We start from the raw sequence: 20,678 nt of genomic DNA, 5'->3' as shown, positions 1-20,678 counted from the left end.
ATCGAGAACTGTTCGGTACTATGGCAATACGCTTGTTACCTATCACCACCCGATTCAATGGATAAATCCAGTCCCGAATCTGCGCGATCGCGCTTCAATATTTCAAAAACTGCCATCCAGCGTCCGATTTTAACGCTTAGCTTTTGGCTGGCGGTGGTTGTGGCAGGAGTGCTGGCATTTAGCTCACTCAAATATGCGCTGTTTCCAGATGTGACCTTTCCGGTGGTGGTGGTGAATGCTTCTGCTCCGCTAAAAACTGCCGTGGACACTGAGCAAAAGCTAACTAACCCAATTGAAGCAACGCTGAGTAGGTTGGAACAAGTGGATGGGGTGGGATCTACAACCTATCCGGGACAATCGGTCGTGCGGCTGCGGTTTGCCGTGGGCACCAATTTGGAGGAATCGAGTCGTATTGTGGCGGCGGCGTTGAAAACGGTGAAGCTGCCTGCCAAAACAACGACGAAGGTGATTCCGGTTAATTTGAATGAAGCGGCGGTGGTGAGCTATGCGATCGATAGTTCATCCCAAAATTTAAAGACATTAAGCAAGACGGCAAAGGATCAAATTATTCCCGCGATCGCCAAACTACCCGGCGTGCTGAAGGTGACTTTGTTGGGGGAGCCGAGCAAATTAGATTTGACTAAACCGCCAAAGCTAGAAGATTTGACCAAAAGCGGCAACCTGGTCAGATTCAACGGGCAGGAAGCGATCGCATTTCAGGTGGTGAAAAAGAGCGATGCCAACACTCTGGAAGTGGTGCGGGCAGCAAACCAAGAAGTTGAGCGGCTACGAACCAAGCTACCCCAGGTGCAATTTTCCCTGGCAGCGACCCAAGCCGATTATATTGAAGCCGCCACCGATGAAACGGTTAAAGCGTTGATTGAAGCGATGGTGCTTTCAGCGATCGTGATTTATCCCTTTTTATGGAATTGGCAGGCGACCGTGATTTCGGCGCTGGCAATTCCCATGTCTTTATTAGGCACTTTCATCGTCATGGCGTTTTATGGGTTCAACTTTGAAACCATTACGCTGCTGGCACTGGCATTGGTGATTGGCAATGTGGTGGATGACGCGATCGTCGATGTGGAAAACATTGCTCGCCATTTGGAAGAAGGGGAAACTCCCAAGCAAGCGGCAATTTCGGCAACCGACGAAATTGGCTTGACGGTCACTGCCGCAACCTTAACCGCGATCGCTGTTTTTCTGCCCGTTGGCACCATGGGCGGCGTGTTGGGACAATTCTTCAGACCCTTTGGCATCACCATTTCGGCGGCAATGATCACGTCGCTGCTGGTTGCTCGAACTCTGTCTCCCCTGCTGGCAGCAGCTTGGCTCAAACCACCCAAACCTCGTAATCAGACCCATCCCAGCATTGCCGATCGCTTTCAGCGCGGTTTTGATCGGTTAAATCATCAGTATCAACGGCTGTTGCAATGGTCGCTGCATCACAAAGGCATTGTCATGGCGATCGCTCTTGCTAGCTTTGTGGGTGGGTTGGCGCTAATTCCGCTGATTCCTAAAGGTTTTATTCCCAAACTCGATCGCGGCGAATTTAATATTTCCTACAGCGCACCCACACCAGAAATTCCAGAAGCGCTAAAGCAGGCGCTATCGGGGCAGGTGATCAGTCAAGGCGCAATTGATCCTCGTCAACTACCACCCGGCGTATCACCAGAGCAACTAGCCGCACAGCGGTCTGCACAACCTTTACCAGAATTTGACCCGCTGAAGGATTCGCTCCAGGTTGCAAAACAATTGGATGAATTTGTCCAGCGATCGCCCGATGTTGCAAGTACTTTTACCGTGGTTGGCTCCCGTCAAGGCGAACCCAACAAGGGTACGATTTATGTGAAATTAAAAGACAACCGCACGACGACGACTGCCAATGTGCAAGACCGATTTCGTCGAGATTTGCCCAAAGTTGCGGGTGTAACCACCAGCATTGAAGACATTCAATTTGTGGATACAGGCGGCGACAAACCTGTGCAAGTGCAGATTCAAGGCAACGACTTAAATCTGCTGGATCGCACTGCACAGAAGATTCAAACCCGCCTGACAAAAATTGCTGGCTTGGTGGATGTATCTGCCACGACGCAGGCTAATTCTGACGGCATTCGCGAAATTCAACATGACAACAAACAGCGTGTTGCCACCATTAGCGCCAACTTAGGGCAAGGATTAACGATTGGCGAAGCGGGCGATCGCGCCACGACAGAGGCTAAAGCAGTGCTTCCAGCAGGGATTTCCCTGCGTTTGGGCGGCGATTCTGCCAGAATTGACGACATTTTGGGTAGCTTTGGCAAAACCCTGGCATTGTCCTTGCTGTGCATTGTGGCTGTGCTGTTTGTGCTGTTCCGCCGCTGGACAGACACCCTGGTGATTTTTCTATCGTTGCCGCTGTCTATTGTGGGTGCCATGGTGGGATTGCTAATTGCTCAAAGCGACTTTGGCATGATTTCGTTGATCGGCATTATCTTTTTGCTGGGCTTAACGAGTAAAAATGCGATTCTGATTGTGGATTACATTAACCAACTGCGGCGATCGGGTCTTCAGCGCGATGAAGCTATCCTCAAAGCGGGTCCTGTTCGCCTCCGTCCCATCCTCATGACTACCGTTGCGACACTACTGGGAATGCTGCCGATCGCAATCGGCTGGGGCGCTGGTGCGGAACTGCGTGCCCCTATGGCGATCGCCATCATGGGCGGCTTAATCACCTCCACACTGCTCAGCCTCATCGTCATTCCCGTTCTCTACGCTCTGCTAGATAACCTCGACAATGCCATTAAACACAGCCTACGTCGAAAGTATTAAAGCAGAGCTTTATGGTGGAAAAGTGCAAAGAAATCTGAGGCTTTTATAGTGCAAAAAGTATTTGTCACAGGAGGAACGGGGTTTGTCGGTGCCAACCTCGTGCGGCTGCTATTGAAAGAAGGCTATGCCGTCAAAGCGTTGGTGCGCCCTAACAGTCGGCTGGACAACTTACAGGGATTGGATGTGGAACTGGTGCAAGGTAGCCTCACCGATCGTGACTTGGATCAGGCAATGGCTGGCTGTCAAGGATTGTTTCACGTCGCCGCTCATTATTCCCTTTGGAGAAAAGATCACGACATTCTGCATCAATACAACGTCCTGGGAACGCGCAATATTCTAGCAGCAGCCCGTATTGCTGGAGTTGAGCGCACGGTTTATACCAGTTCAGTCGCGGCGATCGGAGTCAAACAAGGCGCGATAGCAAATGAAACCTACCAAAGCTCAGTCGAAAAGCTGATCGGAGCCTACAAACAATCTAAATATTGGGCAGAGCAGGAAGCCGTCAAAGCGGCACAATCGGAACAAAACATCGTCATTGTGAATCCTAGTACGCCAATTGGTGCCTGGGATATTAAACCTACGCCCACCGGAGATATCGTGTTGCGATTTTTGCGTCGCCAAATGCCTGTTTATCTTCACACAGGGCTAAACTTCATCCATGTGCAGGATGTGGCATGGGGGCATTTACTGGCATACCAAAAGGGACAGACCGGCGATCGCTATATTTTGGGACACCAAAACATGACCCTCAAGCACCTGCTTGACCAACTAGAGGAAATAACCGGACTCCCCGCCCCGCAGCGTTCTATTCCTGCCTGGATTCCTCTTTCTGTCGCCTGGATCGATGAGACTCTGTTAGCCAAATTAGGCAAAACGCCCTCTGTTCCAGTTGATGGCGTGCGGATGGCAGGACAACTCATGTACTACGACGCTTCAAAAGCGGTGCAAGAATTAGGGCTTCCACAAACTCCAATTGTTGTGGCTTTGAAAGATGCCGTAGAGTGGTTTGTAACCAAACGCTACGCATAAATCCTGGTTTGCTCAGCGATAAGTTACCTAAAGCTTAGGGATTTCTGAGTAAGTCAAGTACATTACCATTTAAGAGAGTCAAGGCAGTCAAGAGGAACGCAACTTTTTAAACCGTTTCTAAGTCCTTTCCCCTTATTCCCTTTTCCCCGTCCCCTATTTTCCAGTGAGGAGTAAATCGAGCCATGGCAGTTAGTTTTCAACAAGCAATGGATATTGGCAAGTACATCGTTACCCAGCGATTGAAAGGACGCAAAAAATATCCCTTGACGTTAATGTTAGAACCGCTATTTCGATGCAATCTTGCCTGTTCTGGCTGCGGCAAAATTCAGCATCCGGTCGAAATCTTGAAGCAAAACCTGTCGCCTGAAGATTGCTTTGCCGCAGTGGAAGAATGTGGTGCTCCTGTGGTGGCGATCCCGGGTGGCGAACCCTTACTCCATCCTCAAATTGATGAAATTGTGCGTGGATTAGTAGCACGGCGTAAATACATTTACCTCTGCACAAATGGTATTTTGCTAGAAAAAAGCCTGCATAAGTTTGAACCATCACCCTATTTTTCCTTTAGTGTGCATTTGGATGGGCTGCGTGAACTGCACGATAAATGCGTTGATCGCAATGGGGTGTTTGATACTGCTGTGCAAGCAATCAAGGCTGCCAAAGCCAAAGGGTTTCGCGTCACTACCAACACCACTGTATTTGAAGGCTCTGATCCTAAAGAAATTCAAAAATTCTTTGATTTTGTCGCAACCCTTAACGTTGATGGCATGATGATTTCTCCTGGCTATGGCTATGAGTGGGCACCGGATCAAGACCATTTCTTAAAACGGGAGCAAACAAAAGCATTGTTCCGGGATATTTTGGCTCCTTACACAGCAGGCAAAAAGAACTGGAACTTCAACCACAATCCCCTATTTCTCGACTTTTTGACAGGTGAGAAAGATTATGAATGCACGCCCTGGGGAATGCCTAGCTATAGTGTGTTGGGCTGGCAAAAGCCTTGCTACTTGCTGAATGAAGGTCACTATAAAACCTATCAAGAACTCGTGGACGGAACCGATTGGAGCCAATATGGTCGGGCGAGTGGCAATCCCAATTGTGCAGACTGTATGGTGCATTGTGGCTATGAGCCTACAGCAGCGGTAGACGCAATGAATCCTCAAAACATTTCGCGATCGCTGGGTTCAGTGTTTAGCATGAGTCGCTAAGGCGATCGTTTGGACTGAGATTGGACTGAGAACAGAGGTATCTTTGCTCTCAGTCCAAAAGAATTCAAAGTCACTCTTTATGGATGAATGTATTGGACATTACATCTGTTACTAATGTTGTAGTTTTGCAAATCGCAATTCTCTAATTAGAATCAAGCTTATTTTCCGGAAACTTGCGTGTCAGCGGTGGATAAATAGGAATGATTGTTGATTTTTGAGGGGAATTCCTAATTGTTTAGATTATAGATTCACCGATTAAAATTGAGAACTTCATTCTGTTTCAATTCCTATGGAATATCAATTTCAAACTTGATTGGGACTTTGTTTTGGACTCTTCGTATTACTGATTTAATTGAAGTTTGCCTTTTTGAAGAAATCTTTTACTCCCTTATTAAGTTCTAGTGTGATTGTGTTCCAGAATGCCAGCCCTAGCCTTTAAGCCCTTTTAGGGTGAGGAGATTACATAAGCAAAAACAGCTTATTTCTAATGAAAGCTTTTAATTCGGAGAAGACAGAAAACTAATTATCTTTAGTCAACAAATTAAATAAGAATGTTGATAGATAGAATACTTTTTAAGTTATAGATGGCACTAAATTACTTTAGAGAGAACGGATTTCTAGCTGAATAAGGCATTTTCATCTTAAATGAAACGTCTTGTTGTATATTTAGAGCCAACCTGGTGTAATGACTTAGAGGAGTGAATCCATGCAGCTGTGCAAAAGTGCTTTAGAAGTATTAGAAGAGACAAGTCGGACGTTTTACATTCCAATTAGTCGGTTGCCAGCGGGGCTTCAAGAAGCAGTGGCTTCTGGCTACTTGTGTATGCGAGCGATCGATGAAATTGAAGACCATCCAACCTTGGATAATGCGCTTAAAGCAAAGCTGCTACAAATCATCAGTCTGACTCTACAAGCTGGCACCCATGAAATGCGGGCAAGTGATTTATCTGGTGCGCTCAGCGATTACAAAGACGTGCTACCCGAAGTATCTTATCGAGTTGGGGAATGGGCGCTTTTAGCACCAGAGTCGATCGCACCGCGAGTATGGGACGCTACGGCAGCCATGTCCGATCGCATGGCATATTGGGCGCGCATCAATTGGAAAATTGAAGACCGGGCCGATCTAGACCAATATACTTTTGGAGTCGCTGGAGCCGTCGGTTTGCTGCTGTCTGATCTGTGGGCATGGTATGACGGCACTACAACCAACCGCTCTCACGCGATCGGATTTGGTCGGGGGTTGCAAGCCGTCAATATTCTACGCAATCACAATGAAGACAAAAAACGTGGCGTGGACTTTTTTCCAACCGGGTGGACGGATGAACAAGTTTACAACTACGCTCGTCAAAACCTAGAGCTTGCGGATACCTACACCGCGGCGCTTCCTATCGGTCCAGCATTAGACTTTTGTCGTATTCCCCTCACCCTGGCTCATGCCACATTGAATGCAATGGCTCAAGGCGAAGCCAAACTCAGCCGCAGCACCGTTATCGACCTGGTTAGCCAACTAACCGGCAGCAGTGTTGGATAAAGGGAACTCAATTGAGTGAAGGCGATGGATAATACCTCACTGAAAATGCAGGTGTTATTCTCCTTCAACCTGAGCTCGATATTCATCGGATGATAAGGCATCGTCCAAATCAATATCATCATCAATCCTCACCTTCAACAGCCACCCTTCCCCATAGGGATCGTCTCCAATCTGTTCTGGAGCATCTAATAAAGCACTGTTGATCTCAATTATGGTGCCGCTGACGGGCGCGTTGAGGTCTTCAACTGCTTTTACTGATTCGATCGTGCCAAATTTCTCGCCTCTCTCGATCGCATCTCCCATGTCAGGCAACTCTAGAAATACGATATCGCCGAGTTGATCCACCGCAAAAGCTGTAATGCCAATGGTGGCAATTTCTCCATCTAGCCGTGCGTATTCATGGGTGTCAAGATACTTCAGATCGCTAGGATATTCCAGTGTCATAGGTCTTCAAATTAAAGTGAGAGTTTTGCGTGAAAGTTAAATTTCAACTCTTATAACTCATACCTCAAAAATTAGAATTCCTGGCGATTTTATGAATAATTTCCAGGAATTCGTTCATATATCTGTTAAAAGGATAGTGCTGGAGGGCGACGATAAAAAGGACGCTTGACCACGATCGCAGGATAAGAGGTGCCTCGAATTTCAACCTCTAAGGGCTGACCTGGCTTAGAAAACTCGGTCGGTACATAGGCAAGAGCGATCGGCTGACCCAGCGTCGGCGATTGGGTTCCGCTGGTCACAATTCCTGCAACCTTGCCATTAGCCATCACAGGATAACCATGCCGAGCAATATTGCGTCCCTGCATTTGCAGCCCCACCAACCGACGCTGCACCCCATTCTGTTTTTGGTGGGCTAAAACAGGTCTTCCTATGAAATCTGCTTTACTGTCTAGGTGAACCAGCCAACCCAACCCAGCTTCCAATGGCGTAGTTGTTTCATCAATATCTTGTCCGTAGAGCGCCATTGCTGCTTCCAGTCGGAGCGTATCTCGACAGCCCAAGCCGCAGGGCACCACCTCTAAGGTCAGCAGTGCTTTCCAGAGTTCTACCCCTACTTCCGGCGGCACCATCACTTCAAAGCCATCTTCGCCTGTGTAGCCCGTCCGCGCTAAGAATCCAGGCTGTCCTAAGATGGTGCCCTCTAAATGCCCAAATGCTTTAACGGAAGAGAGGTCTTCTGTGACTAGAGTTTGTAATTTAGCGATCGCACTCGGTCCCTGCACAGCGATCAGTGCCCGATCTGTTGAACAATCCTGAAACGATACCTCAGTTGAGTCTAAATGATTCAACAGCCAGGCTTTATCTTTATTAGTAGTGGCAGCATTAACGATCGCCACCCATTGCTGTATCCCATCAGGGTCTATCCCCTGGTAATAAAAAATCAGATCATCAATAATGCCAGCCTGGTCATTAAGCAACACGGTGTATTGGGCTTCACCAGGTTGCAAACGGCTCAGATCAGACGGCACCAAGGCTTGAATCTGAGCTAAGACCGTTTTGCCCGTCAGCCGAAATTTTCCCATGTGAGAAATGTCAAACATACCTGCTGTTGAACGCACAGCGTGGTGTTCATGAGTGATACCAGAATATTGCACAGGCATCTCCCATCCAGAAAACTCAGTCATCCGAGCGTTTAGCTCTTTAGCCAAGGAGTAAAGCGGCGTGTGGGAGAGAGCAGTGGCGCGGCGTGGGTCAGTCACAAGAACAAATGTAAAAAGGAATACCCTTCATATTACCGGGCTAGTTCTTGCCAATGCTTACAAAAATAGGATCACTAACAGCAAAAAACCAAATAGAGAAACAGCTGTAGAGACGAAAGTACCCGCGATCGAAGGCTCGGGTGAAGCAGTCGTTTGGGCAAGAGCATTTGATGTAGAGGACTGTTGAGCAAAAGTCGTGACTTGTTTCACTGAAACCTCCAAGGTTTTTTCTTGATAAAAGATGAGACTTATATCTTTAATGTTTCTTAATTATCCACAATCGCACAAAACTTTACATACCCCCGATGGGGTAATTGCAAGAAGATCCAAGGGAGTATTTTAATTTGTTGGGAGCGATCGCATTCGAGATCCCAGCAATGAAACTGCATTGGTATGTTATACCAAATTAAATTGGAGTAGTTACAGATCAGATAAACTGAGGAATGTAGAGGTGAGAGTCTAATCATGGCTGGTGTCAGCGCAATCGTAATTAAAGAAAGTCTCGAGGAGTTAGGCACCCGCTTGCGAACGGTTGAACAGCCGATAGTTAAAGAACGATTGCAAGTGTTGTACTGGCTCAAACGAGCGCAAGCACCGAGCATCAGCCAGATCGCGGTTGCAATTGGCAGGCATCGAGGCACGGTGCAAAAGTGGTTAGCGCTGTATCGAGCACAAGGATTAGAGGCATTGCTGGTGGTCAAGCCAACGCCAGGAGGAGGCAACCGGATGATTCCAATGTGGGCAGAAGTTGCCTTAGCAAAGCGATTGCAGGAACCGGACAATGGGTTTGACAGCTATGGGGAGGTGCAGCAGTGGCTCTTGGAGAGTTTAGGAATAGAAGCCCAGTATCATGCGGTCTACCAGATGACCCGTTATCGGCTCAAAGCCAAGCTAAAAGTGGCTCGTCCCCAACACCTCAAGCAGAACCGAGCACAACGAGAGGCATTTAAGCAAACCTTGCAGACGACCTCGATTTGTTGAGCCAATACGCTCGGCAAGTGCGCCAGGATAAACGACCTATTCGCTATTTTGCTGGGGATGAGAGCCGCTTTGGGCTGCATACCATTATCGGGCGTTTGATTACAGCCTTTGGAGTGAAACCCATTGGCTCATGGCAACGGGTGTTCAAAGCATTCTGGCTCTATGGCGCTGTGGAACCTGCCACCGGAGAATCCTTTTTCTGGCAGTTCTCCCATGTCGATACCGAGTGCTACCAATGCTTCTTGGATGAGTTCTCCAAGGCTTACCCCGATAGTCTCAATATCCTGCAAGTGGATAACGGACGGTTCCACAAAGGCAAAGCGTTGATTGTGCCACAGAACATTATCCTGGTGTTCCAACCGCCTTACTGTCCGGAGTTAAATCCAATTGAGAGGCTATGGGAATATCTCAAGGCGGATCTCAAGTGGGTTTCGTTCAAAACGCTTGACCAACTGCAATCCAGAGTAGATCAACTCTTATCCCAGTTAACCCCTCAAGTGATTGCTTCTCTCACGGGCTACCCCTTTATCCTCAATGCACTATCTGTCATTGAAACCATTTAAATTGGTATAACAACCCATTTACATTGACATCAGGTGACCATCCGCGATACATCATGAGTCATTGGTTAGGTCAATTTTTTCTAAGTACAGGACAAAAGTTGTAGGGATTGCACAAAGTCGGACTCATTGGACAAGGATGGATTGAGTACCAAATGGCGCAAATAATCGAACCCTAAGCGAAACAGACTTTTGGCGCGACGACCGTGTTTTTTAATCTTAATGGGCTGCCATTGATGCAACCATAACCCGGTTCGCATCGCCCAACATAAAGCTAAAGTCAACAAGGCAAACAATTTACTCAACCGTTCATCATCGGTAAAGTGCGTCGATTCCAGACAGAACCCGCGAGTTTTGAAAATACCAAACAGCGTTTCAATTCCCCAGCGCAAGGCATAGTCTTTGACCAAATCTTGCGCCTTGAGGGGAGCAATCACCACGAGTAACTCCCCATCATCAAGTCGTAGCGCTTCAACGGCAACTGGGTAGCCCCAGACTCGGCAGGTGCCTGTGAGTTGTTGGGATTGACCGGGTTGCAGATGGGCAAAGACGACTCGCGCCGCCAGCACCCTGCCATCATGCTCAATCTGGTCACTGCTGCGAATCCGTAAGCGAAAGGCGAGGGTAGGTTCGAGTAGAAGATAGCGCACCCAGGCTTGCCCAATGAACTCGCGGTCGGCACACAAGTAGTTCACTCTAGCGGTGGGGAACCGTTTGGCAAAGGTCTCCATTAACCGCATCCGCTCGTCACTGTTGGAATTCCCCCGCTTGTCCAACAGCCACCACAGTACCGGGAAGGCAACTCCTTCATGAACTATGCCCAAAGTCAAAATGTTGTACCACTGAGTGCCAAATTTCCAGGTGGTGCGATCCAGGCTCAACACCCAGTCCTCCGGAATCTGCATCCAACTCACCACGACGCTAGCCAGTTGAGCTTCGTCGAGCGCAAACCCTCGGAAAAATCGCTGCAATCGCTTGTAGCTCGATTCGGGCAATGCCCTACCACCAAAGCCTACACACAGTTCGCTCAAGTTCACTGTCTTGACTTTCAGCAAGGCTAACAAGAACAATGCCAGAAATGAAATCCTCGCTCCGTGCCAGTTCAATTGTTCTTGGAGGACTCGCTTTAATTCGCTATATTGGCTCATAGGGTTTCTCCAGAGTGTGGTAATTCTGATGAAACCCTACCCTGCTCATCCTTTCAAGCTTTTTGTCCCGTACTGAGCAATTTTTTACATGCAACGTTTTTTGAATACTTGGATTTATTTGCATCAGGAGGGATGGGTATGAATGGCAGCTTGATCGTCTCCAGCATCCTCAATCCGCCTATCCTGTTTTTCTTTTTAGGAGTGACGGCTGTTCTCGTCAAGTCAGATTTAGAAATTCCTCCGCCAGTCCCTAAAATTCTCTCGTTGTACCTGCTATTTGCGATCGGATTCAAGGGCGGAGTCGAACTAATCAAAAGCGGAATTACACAGGAAGTTATTTTTGCGCTTGCTGCCGCAATCCTGATGGCATGTTTTGTGCCAGTCTACACCTTCTTTATTTTGAGGTTGAAGCTCGATCATTACGACGCTGCCGCGATCGCTGCTACTTATGGTTCCATTAGTGCAGTCACCTTCATCACGGCAAGTTCGTTCCTAACCGAGTTGGGAATTGCATTTGATGGCTACATGGTCGCCGCGCTAGCGTTAATGGAATCACCAGCCATTATTGTCGGTTTGATCTTAGTGAATCTTTTTACAGCCGACGAGAAACGAGAATTTGCCTGGTCTGAAGTGTTGCGAGATGCATTTTTGAACAGTTCCGTTTTTCTACTCATAGGTAGCCTGCTCATTGGAGTTTTAAGCGGCGAACACGGCTGGAAGGTAATGGAACCCTTTGCTCAAGGACTGTTCTACGGGCTGCTTACCTTTTTCTTGCTAGATATGGGACTTGTCGCCGCTCGAAGAATTAAAGACTTGCAAAAAACCGGATTATTTCTCATCTCATTTGCCATACTGATTCCTATACTCAATGCTGCAATAGGCATTGCGATCGCCAAATTGATTGACATGTCTCAGGGAAATGCACTGTTATTTGCAGTGTTGTGCGCCAGTGCTTCTTATATTGCCGTTCCTGCAGCAATGCGGCTGACGGTTCCTGAAGCAAACCCTAGTCTCTACGTTTCGACTGCTTTAGCCGTCACGTTTCCATTCAATATTACCGTTGGCATTCCGCTTTATCTATACGTCATTGATCGGTTCTGGAGATGATAGTATGCACACCGTTAAAAGAATTGAAATTATTGCTAACTCATTCGAGCTTGGCAAAATTTTGGATAGTTTGGATAAAGCAGGTGTTCACGGTCATGTGGTGATTCGCAACGTTGCCGGAAAAGGCTTGCGCGAAGGGAACGAAGATCTTGATATGACAATGTTAGACAATGTCTATATCATCGCGTTCTGTATGCCCGATCTGATTAAATCTGTAGTGGAAAATATCACTCCCCTACTCAACAAGTTTGGGGGGACTTGTTATATCTCAGAAGTCATGGAGATTCGCTCTATGAGATGTGTTGCCTCTCTGTAGAAGCGAGATTAAATTAACTTGGAATATCCCTCCCTCCAGCTTCCAATAGGGAAGGGAACCGGAAATGCTTAAAAGCTCTTTCGTGTGAAAGAAAAAGATGCAATATTTTGCACCCCTCTCCCATTGAGAAAGGGGCTGGGGGTGAGGGTATTTTCTAAAACATTTCTAGATAAAAAAGATATGAATATTCAAGAACAATTTATCGATCGCCGTCACTTCTTAAAATTAGGCGCTACGGAAGCTGTAATGCTGGCGATCGCTAGCAATCTATGTTGGCGGACCAAGCCGGTGCAAGCGGCTGAATTGCCAACCGACACTCTGTCTAAGCCAGATGCCGCCTTGCAAAAGTTACTCGAAGGCAATCAACGGTTTACTCGACATCAGCCACAATATCCTCATCAATCTCACGCACGAATGCAGGAGCTTGCTCAAACGCAGCATCCCTTTGCTACTGTTTTAACCTGTGCCGATTCGCGGGTGCCCGTCGAGCTTTTATTTGACCAAGGCATCGGCGACATTTTTGATATTCGCGTTGCGGGAAATATTGCGACACCAGAAACGATTGGTAGCATTGAATATGCAGTTGCCCTGTTGGGTACGCCCGTGGTGATGGTATTAGGTCACGAGCGCTGCGGAGCCGTGACTGCTGCCGTTAACAATAATGTGACGCTACCCGGTGAAATTGGTAGCTTTGTAGAGGCAATTTTACCGGCTGTGGCTAAGGTAAAGGGTTTGTCAGGTGATGCTGTGGATAATGCAGTGATCGCAAACGTGCACTATCAAATCGAACAGTTAAAGCGATCTCCCGTTTTAACCGAACGGCTACGATCAGGCGATCTAAAGATCGTGGGAGGTCGCTATGACCTGGATACAGGTACAGTCAAGATTCTGATTTAAGGTGCCAACAGTGTTTCAGTGCTCCCTTGGGCGATCGCACCAATAAACCGCACCAATAGACCAATCTGATTGCGAGTCCAACAGATTGGAAAAAGTGGCGGTGCTGGGCATCAGCAAGAATTGCCTAATCCGCCCAGTTTTGGTAAGAAATACTATAATTGATGGAGTCTTACCAATAGGTGCTATTTCTGTGTTCGCAACAACTCGACCCAAGTTTGACTCTCAAGCAACCGATTCTTTACCCCGCGATCTGTTTGCCGCAATCACTGCCCTAAAGCAAGAACTCAACGCCGTTATTTTGGCGCACTATTATCAAGATCCGGATATTCAAGATATTGCCGATTACATTGGCGATTCTCTAGGTCTTTCGCGGCAAGCTGCCGACACCAATGCAGAAGTCATCGTTTTTGCTGGGGTCCATTTCATGGCAGAAACTGCAAAAATTTTGAATCCGCATAAGCTGGTGTTGCTGCCCGATTTGGATGCCGGCTGTTCGCTTGCCGATAGTTGCCCACCCGCAGAATTTGCTCAGTTTAAAGCTGCTCACCCCGGACATTTGGTAATTTCTTACATAAACTGCACAGCAGAGATTAAAGCTCTGAGTGACATTATCTGCACGAGTTCCAACGCCGTATCGATTGTTCGTCAGTTGCCCAAGGAGCAACCGATTATCTTCGCGCCCGATCGCAACCTGGGTAAATATGTGATGAAGCAAACGGGACGAGAGATGGTGTTGTGGCAAGGAAGCTGTATGGTGCATGAAACTTTTTCAGAAAAAAAGATAGTGCAGCTCAAGGTGCAACATCCCGCCGCCGAAGCGATCGCCCATCCCGAATGTGAACCCGCTGTTTTACGTCATGCCAGCTACATCGGCTCAACAACGGCTTTGCTCAACTATGTGCAGCAAAGTTCTAGCACCGAATTTATTGTGGCAACAGAACCCGGCATCATTCACCAGATGCAAAAAGCCGAACCCGCTAAAAAATTCATTCCTGCACCACCGATCAACAACTGCGCTTGCAACGAGTGCCCTCACATGCGTTTAAACACATTAGAAAAGCTGTATCTGTGTATGAAAAATCGGACTCCCGAAATTACCCTGTCTCAGGAGATTCAAACGGCTGCACTTCAACCCATTCAGCGAATGCTGGAGATGAGCATCTAGCTCTTCCGCTTTCCGACTTGATCGCAAGCCGGACTTCAGCATTTTGCTTGATGTAAGCTTCACAACTTCATTAAGAACTTAAAGTAACTTAAAAAAGTCTGCAACTTAACAGGAAACGGGGGAATACTATATACGACGTTATCTTCTAGGGAGGTTGAGCTTGAGCCAGATTGGATTAGTTGCCATTGGACGCAATGAGGGCGATCGCCTGCGTCAGTGTTTACAGTCAGTCCTGGGCAATGTAGACCAGATGGTATATGTCGATTCAGGTTCTACTGATGGCAGCGTTGAAATGGCGCGATCACTCGGAGTCGAAGTCGTTGAACTGAATCTATCTATCCCTTTTACCGCCGCTCGTGCTCGTAATGCTGGGCTTGCGCGGCTGACAGAACTTGAACCTCACATCCAGTATGTTCAATTCGTGGACGGAGACTGTGAGATTGCTTCAACTTGGCTCAGTCATGCCAAACAAGCCTTAGAAGTTCATCCCGAAGTCGCTGTTGTCTGTGGACGGCGACGCGAACGCTTTCCCAATGCCTCTATTTATAACCGTCTATGTGACATCGAATGGGAAACCCCAATTGGAGAGGCTAAAGCCTGTGGTGGAGATGCCTTGATGCGCGTCTCTGCGCTGCAAGCCGTGGGTGGATATAACCCTAACCTGATTGCTGGCGAAGAACCCGAAATGTGTGTACGCCTCCGGCAAAACGGCGGTAAGATCTTGCGGATCGACTGCGAAATGACCCTGCATGATGCTCAAATAACTCATTTTGGGCAATGGTGGAAGCGTGCTGTGCGAGCAGGACACGCCTATGTGGAGGGTTCATGGCTCCATGGCGCACCTCCAGAAAAACATTGGGTGAAAGAAACCCGCAGCATTCAACTCTGGGGAATTGGAATTCCATTACTCATCCTTTCGACGGCTTGGGTTACAAAAGGGCTGAGTTTGTTGCTACTCGCTGGCTATGGACTAATGACTTATCGAGTTTATCAGTATGCCCGTCGGTCAAAGTACTCCAAACCGGATGCTCGTTTATTTGCTCTGTCTTGTACATTGGCAAAATTTCCCCAAGCTCAAGGGTTACTCCGATTCTATTGGGGCAAGGTGTTCAAAAAGCCGTCCCGGTTGATTGAATACAACGCAGCGGGTTCTGGAAATCTGGCTTGATGAATAAACCCTACAAGTCTTAGTCACGACTGGCACTTAAAATTTTAGTCAAACGGCGATCGCCATACAACCACACAAACTGCTATGTCTACCATTCAAAACGAGCAAGTTTATATTCTAAATGTCTCCTTTGACAATCTTTCTCTCAATCAGCTTTTAGAGCAGTTAAAGCAAGGGGTTGTGTTTACGCCCAATGTTGATCATTTAATGAAATTGCAGCACGACAAAGAATTCTTTACAACCTATGTAGACGCAGACTATCGAGTGTGTGACAGTCAAGTTTTGATGTACTCCGCTTCTCTATTAGGAACCCCCTTAAAAGAGAAGATTTCTGGTTCCGACCTATTTCCAGCGTTTTGCAAGTTTCATCGGCATAATCATGCCACCACTATCTTTCTGTTAGGTGGCAAAGCAGGGGTCGCCGATAGCGCAAAAAACAAAATTAACCAGAAAATTGGTCGAGAGATCATCATCGGTGCCCATTCTCCTTCATTCGGGTTTGAGAAGAACGAACAAGAATGCTTTGAACTAATCGAGATGGTAAATCGCTCGAAAGCAACTGTTCTAGCGGTTGGAGTTGGCGCACCCAAACAAGAGAAATGGATTCACAAGTATCGAGATAAATTTACCCATGTCAAAATCTTTTTGGCGATCGGGGCGACCATCGACTTTGAAGCAGGCACAATTCAACGCGCACCAAAGTGGATGAGCAAATTTGGACTAGAATCCCTTTTTCGCATTTATTCCGATCCTAAGCGGCTCTGGAAGCGATATTTAGTAGAAGATTTACCATTTTTCTGGTTGCTGCTCAAGCAAAAGCTGGGTCTCTATAAACCCCCCGCCTTTTCACGCTACGGAGTTTTTAGTAATAGACAGCTTCAAGACTAAAAAGAAGGTGCAGGTCGAGGCACTAAAACTGGGTTACCAAGCAAACTGCATCCATAGACGGACTAAACCATAGACTCACTGATGTGATTTCATCTATCCGGGAACGTATCCACAACTCCTCATTTGGAACCCGGAAGATATTTACTGGTTGATGAAAGCGATCGCAGAGTTGAAATCTGTTAGTTGATCGTATTTGAAACTTTTATGAGGCGGTTCACTGACCATAAGTTTGGCAATCACAACAGCGATCGCCCCTTTTATTGGTTGGCATTCTGATACCAATTTAAATTGAGTAAGCGGCAAATGGACTAGACTGAGCGGAGTTGTTTGGAGAGTCTAGTCATGGCAGGTGTAACGTCAATAGACGTGAAAGAAAGTTTGGATGACTTAGCTCAACAGTTGCGGCAAGCCGAAACGCCAAGCGCTAAAGAACGATTGCAAGTGCTCTACTGGTTGAAACAAGAGAATGCGCCGAGCATTAGTGCGATTGCCAAAGCGGTCGGGAAACATCGAAACACGGTGCAAAGCTGGCTATTGATGTATCGCACTGGAGGAGTGGGGGCGATGCTAGAAATCAAGAAATCGCCGGGGGGAGTGCGAGTGATACCCCAATGGGCAGAGGATGCTTTGGCAAAGCGGTTACGACAGAGACACGGCTTTCAAAGTTATGGAGCAGTACAACAGTGGTTGGCAGAAACCTTGGGAGTAGAAGCGGAGTATCACGCGGTCTACCAAATGACCCGCTATCGGCTCAAAGCCAAGCTAAAGGTTGCTCGTCCTCAAAATTGCCAGCAGGATAGTGAACAGCGATCTGCTTTTAAGCAAACCTCAAGGGCGACCTCAGCTTGCTGAGTCAGTATGCTCGCCACCGGGGGCAGGATGAACGTCCCATTCGCTATTTTGCTCAGGATGAGAGTCGTTTTGGACTGCATACTCTGATGGGACGATTGATCACGGCGTGTGGCATCAAACCGATTGGGCAGTGGCAGTGGTTGTTCAAAGCGTTCTGGCTCTACGGGGCGGTTGAACCTGCCACGGGAGAGTCCTTTTTTCTGCAATTTTCTCATGTTGATACCGAGTGTTATCAACGATTCTTGAATGAATTTTCCAACGCTTATCCGGATAGTCTGAACGTCTTGCAAGTGGATAACGGGCGGTTTCACAAGGGTAAAGCGTTGGTGGTGCCAGAGAACATCATCTTGTTATTCCAACCGCCTTACTGCCCTGAGCTAAATCCTATTGAGAGGTTGTGGGAACATCTCAAGGCAAGTTTGAAGTGGGCTGCGTTCAAAACGCTCGACCAACTACAAGTCAAAATCGATCAACTCCTGGCTGAGTTAACACCACAAGTAATTGCTTCTCTCACAGGTTATTCCTTTATCCTGGATGCCCTATCTGCCTTGAATACTGTTTAAATTGGTATGAGTAAGAGTATGAGATATAGAGTGAACTCGCTATTCGCTACTTTCTGTTAACCGAACTCAAGCAGGCGGTAATTACGTTAATGGAACGATTAACAAGCCTGTTACATTTCGTTACAGTAAGGTTATGAAGAAAACAACAAATATATTCAACCTGAATTGCTCAACTATTAGAGGTCACCGATATGAATAACAATATCCGTGTCGGCAATTTGTTTGGGATTCCTTTTTACGTCAATCCATCCTGGTTCTTGGTGTTGGGGTTAGTTACCCTTAGCTATGGCACTGGATTAGCAGCTCAGTTTCCAACGTTGCCTGCTGGTGCTTCTTGGGGGCTGGGTTTGGTGACTGCGCTGCTCTTGTTTAGCTCAGTGTTAGCTCATGAACTGGGGCATAGCTTCGTGGCGCTGAAGCAAGGAATTGGCGTGAAGTCGATTACTCTATTCCTGTTTGGCGGCTTGGCAAGCTTGGAAAAAGAATCAGAAACTCCTGGAGATGCCTTTTGGGTAGCGATCGCTGGTCCACTCGTTAGCCTATTGATTGCGGGTTCCGTAACGCTATTTGCGGCGCTCACTGGAATTTCTGGACCACTTGCTGCAATTCTGGGCGTGTTAGCGTCCGTAAATATGGCGCTGGCACTGTTTAATCTGATTCCTGGGTTGCCGCTGGATGGTGGCAACATTCTGAAAGCGTTGGTCTGGAAAGTGACAGGCAACCCTTACAAGGGCATGAAGTTTGCCGGACGAGTGGGTCAAGTGTTTGGCTGGCTGGCGATCGCATCGGGTATCCTACCGCTGGCATTGTTTGGTGCTGGAATCAACTTTTGGAACGTGTTGATTGGCTGGTTCTTGTTGCAAAACGCGGGTCAAGCTGCCCAGTATGGTACGGTGCAAGACAAACTGGCAGGGTTGACTGCAGCCGATGCGGTGATTGCAGATAGTCCGGTGGTGGCACAATCGTTAACTCTGCGCGAGTTTGCCGACCAACGGGTTTTAGATACAAAAAACTGGCGTAAGTTTTTGGTTACCGACGATGACGGGCAATTGATAGGCGCGATCGAGGTAGAAGATCTAAAAACAATTCCTAGCGCGCTTTGGTCAGAAACCTCGGTGCAAGCTTTGGTCACTACCATTGAGCCATCCTTAACCGTGGCGGGCGATCGCCCCTTATCAGAAGTGGTGCAACTGCTGGAAGAGCGCAAGTTAACGGCTCTGTCGGTTGTTCAATCCAACGGCATTCTAGTTGGGTTACTAGAAAAAACAGCGATTATCAACCTACTGAAAAACGGTGTTGCAGCAACTCCTGCGTAAAGCATGGTAAAAACGAATCGGCAAAGGGATGGAGAGTTTTGGCTCTTCGTCCCTTTGCTGTTTGATTATGCTTTAGTTATAAAACTGAGAATGCCTTCGTTAGACTTCTTTTCCTCACCTATGATTCCTAAAACTGATCATTACTGGCTACGAAATGCTCATGTACCTGACTCGTTAATGGTGCATAGCGATCGCTCATCTTTGCCAGAGGCAGTAGTGCAGGATGAGTTGCGGCTTGTGGATATTGAAATTGCAAATGGCGCGATCGCCAGTATCGTCACGGCTGAAACTCAGCCTACATCCGCTTATCCATCTGTTGATCTGAAAGGCGGCATGGTGTTTCCCTGCTTTGTGGATATGCACACCCATTTGGATAAAGGGCACCTGTGGGAACGCTCACCCAATGTGACAGGAACTTTTGCCGATGGACTGGAAACTATCCGTCAAGATTCTGAACATTGGAATGCAGAGGACGTTTATCGCCGGATGGAGTTCGGCTTAAAGTGCAGCTATGCCCACGGTACGAGGGCAGTTCGCACTCATCTTGACTCTGGCGGTAACTTGGCCGAGGTCACGTTGGAGGCATTTCGAGCCTTGCGCGATCGCTGGGCAGATCGAATAAGCTTGCAAGCGGTTTGTTTAGTTTCCTTAGAAGATTTTCTGACTCCCCAGGGTGAAAAGCTAGCCGACCAAATAGCAGAAATGGATGGCATTTTAGGTGGTTTTGCCTCCATGAATCCAGAGATTGAACTGCAAATTGACCGAACTTTTGAGATCGCCCGCGATCGCAATCTCGATCTCGATCTGCATGTAGACGAAAACAACGATCCCAATTCCATCTGTCTCAAAATTGTGGCAGAGACGGCTCTGCGGCAGCAGTTTCAAAAACAAATTGTTTGTGGTCACTGCTGTAGTCTGGCTGTGCAGCCCACCGAAGAATCAGCGAAGACTATTGATCTCGTCAAACAAGCAAACATTGGCATTGTCAGCTTGCCGATGTGCAATTTGTATCTGCAAGATCGAAAACCAGGGCATACACCGCACTGGCGCGGCGTGACCTTGCTGCATGAATTGAAGCAGGCAGGCGTTCCGGTGGCGATCGCTAGCGATAATTGCCGCGATCCATTTCATGCCTTTGGCGACCATGATGCCTTAGAAGTGTTTGCCCTCTCTGCCAAAATTGCCCACCTCGATCGCCCCTATGGCGATTGGTGCCGTGCCATCACGCTCACTCCTGCTGATTTGATGGGGCTGCCCACGACTGGACGGCTTGATATAGGCTTGACTGCCGATCTCGTCCTGTTCAAAGCGCGGCGTTACAGTGAATTGCTATCGCGATCGCAACATGACCGGGTGGTGTTGCGAAACGGCATCGCAATCGATACGGCATTGCCAAACTACGCTGAATTGGACGATTTGCAAACAAGCCACCAGTGAG

General features: G+C 47.6%; 20 protein-coding genes. 16 read left to right on the top strand and 4 right to left on the bottom strand.

Annotation, left to right across the window (positions count from 1 at the left end; translation table 11 throughout):
* Positions 1-57: 57 nt before the first annotated feature.
* The 4 genes from JOY44_RS10635 (at position 58) to JOY44_RS10620 (ending at position 6,576) form a co-directional block, all read left to right on the top strand.
* The gene (locus tag JOY44_RS10635) at positions 58-2,811 is read left to right on the top strand and encodes an efflux RND transporter permease subunit (RefSeq protein ID WP_171573527.1); all 2,754 of its coding nucleotides are present in this window, start codon (positions 58-60) and stop codon (positions 2,809-2,811) included.
* A gap of 48 nt (positions 2,812-2,859) precedes the next feature.
* On the top strand, positions 2,860-3,840 hold the full coding sequence (gene hpnA / locus JOY44_RS10630) for a hopanoid-associated sugar epimerase (protein ID WP_197985118.1): 981 nt from the start codon (positions 2,860-2,862) through the stop codon (positions 3,838-3,840).
* A gap of 182 nt (positions 3,841-4,022) precedes the next feature.
* Positions 4,023-5,045: an adenosyl-hopene transferase HpnH gene (hpnH, locus tag JOY44_RS10625; protein WP_171573526.1), complete on the top strand. Its 1,023-nt coding sequence runs from the start codon at positions 4,023-4,025 to the stop codon at positions 5,043-5,045.
* 706 nt (positions 5,046-5,751) lie between these two features.
* On the top strand, positions 5,752-6,576 hold the full coding sequence (locus tag JOY44_RS10620) for a squalene/phytoene synthase family protein (protein ID WP_171573525.1): 825 nt from the start codon (positions 5,752-5,754) through the stop codon (positions 6,574-6,576).
* A 54-nt stretch (positions 6,577-6,630) separates the two neighbouring features.
* Here JOY44_RS10620 and gcvH read toward each other — a convergent pair whose 3' ends face one another.
* The 3 genes from gcvH to JOY44_RS10605 all read right to left on the bottom strand — a co-directional run bounded on the left by gcvH (position 6,631) and on the right by JOY44_RS10605 (position 8,489).
* Positions 6,631-7,020 (bottom strand): glycine cleavage system protein GcvH, encoded by a 390-nt coding sequence (gcvH, locus tag JOY44_RS10615; protein WP_171573524.1) that lies wholly within the window; start codon positions 7,018-7,020, stop codon positions 6,631-6,633.
* Positions 7,021-7,145: 125 nt separating this feature from the next.
* Positions 7,146-8,279, bottom strand: a complete 1,134-nt coding sequence (gcvT, locus tag JOY44_RS10610) for a glycine cleavage system aminomethyltransferase GcvT (RefSeq protein WP_171573523.1) — start codon at positions 8,277-8,279, stop codon at positions 7,146-7,148.
* Positions 8,280-8,336: 57 nt separating this feature from the next.
* Entirely contained in the window at positions 8,337-8,489 is a 153-nt protein-coding gene (locus JOY44_RS10605) for a hypothetical protein (RefSeq protein ID WP_171573522.1), read from the bottom strand.
* A gap of 255 nt (positions 8,490-8,744) precedes the next feature.
* On the opposite strand from JOY44_RS10605, the gene JOY44_RS10600 reads away from it, so the two are divergent.
* Positions 8,745-9,260 carry a helix-turn-helix domain-containing protein gene (locus tag JOY44_RS10600; protein ID WP_171573477.1) on the top strand — a complete coding sequence of 172 codons (516 nt, stop codon included), beginning with the start codon at positions 8,745-8,747 and terminating at the stop codon, positions 9,258-9,260.
* Entirely contained in the window at positions 9,257-9,823 is a 567-nt protein-coding gene (locus JOY44_RS10595) for an IS630 family transposase (protein ID WP_171571904.1), read from the top strand. The genes JOY44_RS10600 and JOY44_RS10595 overlap by 4 nt, the downstream gene beginning before the upstream one ends.
* An 80-nt stretch (positions 9,824-9,903) precedes the next feature.
* Here JOY44_RS10595 and JOY44_RS10590 read toward each other — a convergent pair whose 3' ends face one another.
* Entirely contained in the window at positions 9,904-10,968 is a 1,065-nt protein-coding gene (locus JOY44_RS10590; protein WP_171573521.1) for an IS4 family transposase, read from the bottom strand.
* 138 nt (positions 10,969-11,106) lie between these two features.
* On the opposite strand from JOY44_RS10590, the gene JOY44_RS10585 reads away from it, so the two are divergent.
* The 10 genes from JOY44_RS10585 (at position 11,107) to JOY44_RS10540 (ending at position 20,677) form a co-directional block, all read left to right on the top strand.
* Positions 11,107-12,075, top strand: a complete 969-nt coding sequence (locus JOY44_RS10585) for a sodium-dependent bicarbonate transport family permease (RefSeq protein WP_171573520.1) — start codon at positions 11,107-11,109, stop codon at positions 12,073-12,075.
* A gap of 4 nt (positions 12,076-12,079) precedes the next feature.
* Entirely contained in the window at positions 12,080-12,391 is a 312-nt protein-coding gene (locus tag JOY44_RS10580) for a P-II family nitrogen regulator (protein ID WP_171573519.1), read from the top strand.
* A gap of 180 nt (positions 12,392-12,571) precedes the next feature.
* Positions 12,572-13,288: a carbonic anhydrase gene (locus tag JOY44_RS10575; protein ID WP_171573518.1), complete on the top strand. Its 717-nt coding sequence runs from the start codon at positions 12,572-12,574 to the stop codon at positions 13,286-13,288.
* Between the two features lie 190 nt (positions 13,289-13,478).
* Positions 13,479-14,453: a quinolinate synthase NadA gene (gene nadA, locus JOY44_RS10570; protein ID WP_171573517.1), complete on the top strand. Its 975-nt coding sequence runs from the start codon at positions 13,479-13,481 to the stop codon at positions 14,451-14,453.
* Between the two features lie 160 nt (positions 14,454-14,613).
* A complete protein-coding gene (locus tag JOY44_RS10565) occupies positions 14,614-15,621 on the top strand; it encodes a glycosyltransferase (protein WP_171573516.1) in 1,008 nt (335 codons plus the stop codon).
* An 84-nt stretch (positions 15,622-15,705) separates the two neighbouring features.
* Positions 15,706-16,509 (top strand): WecB/TagA/CpsF family glycosyltransferase, encoded by an 804-nt coding sequence (locus JOY44_RS10560; protein WP_171573515.1) that lies wholly within the window; start codon positions 15,706-15,708, stop codon positions 16,507-16,509.
* Between the two features lie 342 nt (positions 16,510-16,851).
* Positions 16,852-17,361, top strand: a complete 510-nt coding sequence (locus JOY44_RS10555; protein ID WP_171573305.1) for a helix-turn-helix domain-containing protein — start codon at positions 16,852-16,854, stop codon at positions 17,359-17,361.
* The gene (locus tag JOY44_RS10550) at positions 17,355-17,924 is read left to right on the top strand and encodes an IS630 family transposase (protein WP_171572047.1); all 570 of its coding nucleotides are present in this window, start codon (positions 17,355-17,357) and stop codon (positions 17,922-17,924) included. The genes JOY44_RS10555 and JOY44_RS10550 overlap by 7 nt, the downstream gene beginning before the upstream one ends.
* Before the next feature lie 191 nt (positions 17,925-18,115).
* Positions 18,116-19,240 carry a site-2 protease family protein gene (locus tag JOY44_RS10545; protein WP_171573513.1) on the top strand — a complete coding sequence of 375 codons (1,125 nt, stop codon included), beginning with the start codon at positions 18,116-18,118 and terminating at the stop codon, positions 19,238-19,240.
* A gap of 120 nt (positions 19,241-19,360) precedes the next feature.
* The gene (locus JOY44_RS10540) at positions 19,361-20,677 is read left to right on the top strand and encodes a cytosine deaminase (protein ID WP_171573512.1); all 1,317 of its coding nucleotides are present in this window, start codon (positions 19,361-19,363) and stop codon (positions 20,675-20,677) included.
* The last annotated feature ends 1 nt before the right edge of the window (position 20,678 follow it).

This window comes from Leptolyngbya sp. Cla-17, assembly GCF_016807185.1.
Lineage (GTDB): Bacteria > Cyanobacteriota > Cyanobacteriia > Leptolyngbyales > Leptolyngbyaceae > ULC077BIN1.
This window is presented reverse-complemented; position numbering and strand designations above follow the sequence as displayed.

What these genes read in the sequence shown, in the direction of transcription:
- JOY44_RS10635 (WP_171573527.1), top strand. Translation starts at nt 58, where the DNA reads ATGGATAAATCCAGTCCCGAATCTGCGCGATCGCGCTTCAATATTTCA.
- hpnH (WP_171573526.1), top strand. Translation starts at nt 4,023, where the DNA reads ATGGCAGTTAGTTTTCAACAAGCAATGGATATTGGCAAGTACATCGTT.
- JOY44_RS10620 (WP_171573525.1), top strand. Translation starts at nt 5,752, where the DNA reads ATGCAGCTGTGCAAAAGTGCTTTAGAAGTATTAGAAGAGACAAGTCGG.
- gcvH (WP_171573524.1), bottom strand. Translation starts at nt 7,020, where the DNA reads ATGACACTGGAATATCCTAGCGATCTGAAGTATCTTGACACCCATGAA.
- JOY44_RS10600 (WP_171573477.1), top strand. Translation starts at nt 8,745, where the DNA reads ATGGCTGGTGTCAGCGCAATCGTAATTAAAGAAAGTCTCGAGGAGTTA.
- JOY44_RS10590 (WP_171573521.1), bottom strand. Translation starts at nt 10,968, where the DNA reads ATGAGCCAATATAGCGAATTAAAGCGAGTCCTCCAAGAACAATTGAAC.
- JOY44_RS10585 (WP_171573520.1), top strand. Translation starts at nt 11,107, where the DNA reads ATGAATGGCAGCTTGATCGTCTCCAGCATCCTCAATCCGCCTATCCTG.
- JOY44_RS10580 (WP_171573519.1), top strand. Translation starts at nt 12,080, where the DNA reads ATGCACACCGTTAAAAGAATTGAAATTATTGCTAACTCATTCGAGCTT.
- JOY44_RS10575 (WP_171573518.1), top strand. Translation starts at nt 12,572, where the DNA reads ATGAATATTCAAGAACAATTTATCGATCGCCGTCACTTCTTAAAATTA.
- JOY44_RS10560 (WP_171573515.1), top strand. Translation starts at nt 15,706, where the DNA reads ATGTCTACCATTCAAAACGAGCAAGTTTATATTCTAAATGTCTCCTTT.
- JOY44_RS10555 (WP_171573305.1), top strand. Translation starts at nt 16,852, where the DNA reads ATGGCAGGTGTAACGTCAATAGACGTGAAAGAAAGTTTGGATGACTTA.
- JOY44_RS10545 (WP_171573513.1), top strand. Translation starts at nt 18,116, where the DNA reads ATGAATAACAATATCCGTGTCGGCAATTTGTTTGGGATTCCTTTTTAC.
- JOY44_RS10540 (WP_171573512.1), top strand. Translation starts at nt 19,361, where the DNA reads ATGATTCCTAAAACTGATCATTACTGGCTACGAAATGCTCATGTACCT.